The 3,154-nt window shown below is 62.6% G+C and carries 4 protein-coding genes; all 4 read right to left on the bottom strand.

What is annotated here, in order from left to right:
• Window positions 1-641, bottom strand: a 641-nt coding sequence (locus tag B2585_RS04925; RefSeq protein WP_292020632.1) for an ATPase, T2SS/T4P/T4SS family, incomplete at its 3' end; no start/stop codon positions are given.
• Window positions 642-645: 4 nt separating this feature from the next.
• On the bottom strand, window positions 646-2,025 hold the full coding sequence (locus tag B2585_RS04920) for a TrbI/VirB10 family protein (RefSeq protein ID WP_008327387.1): 1,380 nt from the start codon (window positions 2,023-2,025) through the stop codon (window positions 646-648).
• Window positions 2,022-2,717: a TrbG/VirB9 family P-type conjugative transfer protein gene (locus B2585_RS04915; RefSeq protein ID WP_040884169.1), complete on the bottom strand. Its 696-nt coding sequence runs from the start codon at window positions 2,715-2,717 to the stop codon at window positions 2,022-2,024. Before B2585_RS04915 ends, B2585_RS04920 begins: the two co-directional genes overlap by 4 nt.
• Before the next feature lie 2 nt (window positions 2,718-2,719).
• A partial coding sequence (locus B2585_RS04910; protein ID WP_292020623.1) for a type IV secretion system protein occupies window positions 2,720-3,154 on the bottom strand: 435 nt, incomplete at its 5' end.

Raw genomic sequence — 3,154 nt, 5'->3', positions numbered from 1 at the left:
GCGTCGCGATTGGCGATGAGGGTCACGGCATTGGGCTGGGTCGGCAGAAGTTCGGCGGCTTCTTCGATGGTGACGATACGTTCTTCTGCAGGCACATGAGAGAGGATCTTCCGCGCGGCGACGGTCTTGCCGGTGGAGGTGCCGCCCGAGACGATCATGTTGAGCTTGTTGTCGACGCAAAAGGCCAGCGCATCGTCGATCACGCCCGCGGCCACCACTTCACGCAGTTCCCGGGTCTTCTCGAGGCGGAGTTCTTCGAGCTTGCGCTCCTTGCCATAGAGGAAATCAAGCGCGATCCCGTCGAGCGGCAGGCTTGAGAAGAACCGCAAGCTTATCGACATCGCCGAGATCACGGCAGGCGGGGTGATGACCTGTGCGCGGATCGGGCGCCCTTTGTATGTGATCGAGACCGAGACGATGGGGCGGTCCTTGCTCATCGTGGTATTGGCGGAGGAGGCGATCTGGTTGCCGAGGTCTTTCACTTCGGTTGCGGTCAACGCCCGGTCCAGCTTTCGCATGAAATGATCGCCCTGGAATTCGCCCCAGCAGCTGCCGTCGGGATTGATGCAGATCTCGATGACATCGTCGCGGGCGGCAGCGTCGATCCGATCAAGCGAGGTTTGGAGATAGCTCAGCGACATGGGCTCAGAATATCTCCAGATCGCGGTCGACCATCACCGTCACGCGAGCCCCCTGGTCGACATAAATGACGGGACCGATTGAGAGGTAGTCGCCAATCACACTATCCGTGGCATCGGCAAGATCATCGCCTACGTCTTCGAGCACGTCCGCGGCGGTTTCGTCCTGCACATTTGCCGCAGCGGCGCTTGGCGCTGCGGAGATCAGAGAAATCAACGCCGCCGAGCCAAAGCGTTCATCAAAGCGCGTGTCGACAAAGCCGGTCACACCCGAACGACCCAGTTCATCGCCCCCGAAGGAGCTGATCTGGATGGTTTGATTGTCAGGCAGGATGATCCGGTCCCAGGCGATGGTGACCCGGCGCTGCGCGATATCGACGCCAGAACGATACCGCCCGATGAGACGGGACCCGCGCGGGATCAGGAGGCGGGAGCCATCGAAACTGAACACGTCTTCGGAAACAACAGCACGCGTCTGGCCGGGCAGGGAACTGTCGAGAGCGGTTTCCATGACGGCCTGGATCATCGTGCCCTGGTTGATGGTGTTGGACGGATTGGCGATGACCTCAGCTTGCGTCACCGAAGTGGGCAGCGCGCCGTTCAGTACGAAATCTGTCACTTCGCCGAAGGTGCGTTCGGTCAGAGGCGTCTCATTTGCACCGGAGGTGCCGGCAAAGGCGATGGTGGGCGAGGTGATGCGGCGCTCTTGAAACGCCCGTTCTTCAGCCGCGCGGCGTTCAAGTTCCGCGAGCCGTCTTGCTTCCTCCTCGCGGCGGAGCCGCTCTTCTTCCCGCGCGCGCAATTCGTCCTCGGTGGGGCCGATGGGCGCGGGAAGGGGCCGGTTGGCCTCAAGCTGCGCAAGTTCGAGGTCCATGCGGAGTTGCTCAAGTTCGCGATCACGCGCCGTGAGCTCATCGCGAAATTGCTGTTGCGCGGCCTCTGACGCGGCTTGCAGCGCCGCGATTTGGGTTGTCAGCGCATCGATGGCTTCGGCGGCAGCGGTATCTTCCTCGACGACGGGTTCGGGCGCATTGCGCAACTCCTCGATCTGGGCCTGAAGGGCGGCGAGCTGCGCCAGAAGCTCGGCGTTGGGTTCCACCGGTTCGGGTGCTGCCAACACCACCTCGGGCTCGGGTGGGGGGAGGGTTTCGATGGCGCCAAACCCGTCGCCTTCGTTTTGAAATACGTCCGGCGTGGCCGTGGGCAGGGCCTCCTCTTCTTCGGGTTGGGACAGGAGATAGAGCAATGCACCGCCGGCACCGATCACGAGGACAACGACCAAAGCCAGCAGCGGCGAGCGTCGCGGGGCAGGGGGTGAGCTCGCGCCTTTGCCCTGCTCAAGGGCGGCGAGACGTTTCTCAAGGTCCGCGTTTTCGGTATCGCTCATGATCCCACTCCCGCAGGTGGTGTGGCCTCGATACAGACCACCTCGTCTCCGATCCGCAGCACCCATTGCCTGTTCACCCCGGAAACCCGGATCACGCCGTCCTCGGTGGCTTGCGTGTTGACCGTCCGTTCTCGGCCATTGCCGTAGCGGAAGATCGCGGGCACCGGCGCGTTCCGCGGGAATTCGAAATACGTAAACGTCCCGTCATCCCAGACACGGGTGGGGGTGAACTCGGTCCGCGCGCTGGCCCCGTAGTTGTAGTTCGGCGCTTGTGCCGCGATGGCCCGCGCGGGCCGTGCATTGTCTTCGGGGTAGCGGAACTGGACCACGTAGAAGGTCGGGCTGCGGGTCTCCTGGACGTTGAAGTAGTAGCTGCGGCGGTTGGTATAGACGGTCACATTGGTATGCACCCCGCGCGCGACGGGCTTGATCGCGAAGGCTTGGCCGCCCGGCACGCCGTCGATCTCGAAGCCCTCCGTGTCGCCTGCGATGATCGAGCGGATGCTCTCGCCTTCCCCGAACTCGACCGTGGTCACATGGGTGAGCGACACGCTGAGGCGGTAGACCTGACCTTCTTGATATGTTGCCAGCCGCACCCGATTGTCATTGGGCCCGCCACGCGGGATGGCTTCGGCGAAAGCAAGGCCGGGCAACAGGGCAATCAGCAATATGAAAAGTCGAGCAGGGAACAAATTCAATTCTCCAATCTGTCGGAGCGGACGGAATATTCGAGGACCGTGAAGCCGAAGGGGTTGGTCCAGACCTCATCGATGGAGCGGCGGGTCTCGGGGCGGAACTCGAAGAGAAGCGTGGCAGTGAAGAGGCCTGTCTGAACGCCATTGATAGACGTCAGGCGCTTGCGCAGGCGGACCGTGGCGCGGTTGGTGCCGATCCGGTTGATGCTGAGGATTTCCACGTCGAGCCGGGCATTGGGGCCATAGACGGTCGGCGGGTAATTCTCGTTGGCGCTGTTCCAGATTTGGCGCAGCCCGCTCTCGGCGGCCCCGTCCGAGCGGCGCAGAACGCTGCGTATGCGCAGGTCGTTGTCGAGCTGGTTGTAGACCTCCCGGTCGGTCACATAGCGGAAGACTTCTGCCTCGATGATAGCCTGGTTGGCTGTGACAGACGT

It is taken from the genome of Maritimibacter sp. UBA3975, assembly GCF_002384975.1.
GTDB lineage: Bacteria > Pseudomonadota > Alphaproteobacteria > Rhodobacterales > Rhodobacteraceae > Maritimibacter.
This window is presented reverse-complemented; position numbering and strand designations above follow the sequence as displayed.

What these genes read in the sequence shown, in the direction of transcription:
- B2585_RS04920 (WP_008327387.1), bottom strand. Translation starts at nt 2,025, where the DNA reads ATGAGCGATACCGAAAACGCGGACCTTGAGAAACGTCTCGCCGCCCTT.